The 427-nt window shown below is 40.5% G+C and carries 1 protein-coding gene; it reads left to right on the forward strand.

Annotated elements, in window-relative coordinates; all coding sequences use genetic code 11:
- The coding region (locus tag GFC01_RS18330) for a tRNA threonylcarbamoyladenosine dehydratase (protein WP_423244423.1) at positions 1-353 on the forward strand (353 nt) is incomplete at its 5' end.
- Positions 354-427: the final 74 nt, after the last annotated feature.

Consider the following 427-nt stretch of genomic DNA (forward strand, 5'->3'; position numbering starts at 1 on the left):
GTGTGAACATCATTTCAAGTATGGGAGCTGCGAACAAAACAGATCCGACACGCTTCAAAATTGATGATATTTCAAAAACACATACCGATCCTATTGCAAAAGTTGTGAGAACACGTTTGCGTAAGGAAGGGATTCGTAAAGGAATTGAAGTCATTTTCTCTGATGAAAGTCCAATTGTCATTCGCGAAGATGTCAGAAAAGAAGTTGGAAATGATGAAGCGAAGATTCGCAAGGCGCAAATGCCGCCATCATCCAATGCATTCGTTCCGTCTGTTGCCGGACTGATCATGGGTGGTCATGTCATTATGAAGCTTTTAAAAGATATTCCAATTACACGTGTGAAGGATAAATAAACAGCCCGCCTGCTAACATGCAGGGGGCTTTTTTTATTTCTGGCGTTTTAAATTTTCATAGACCTGTTTCAATG

The organism is Desulfofundulus thermobenzoicus (assembly GCF_009428905.1).
GTDB classification, from domain to species: domain Bacteria; phylum Bacillota; class Desulfotomaculia; order Desulfotomaculales; family Desulfovirgulaceae; genus Desulfofundulus_A; species Desulfofundulus_A thermobenzoicus.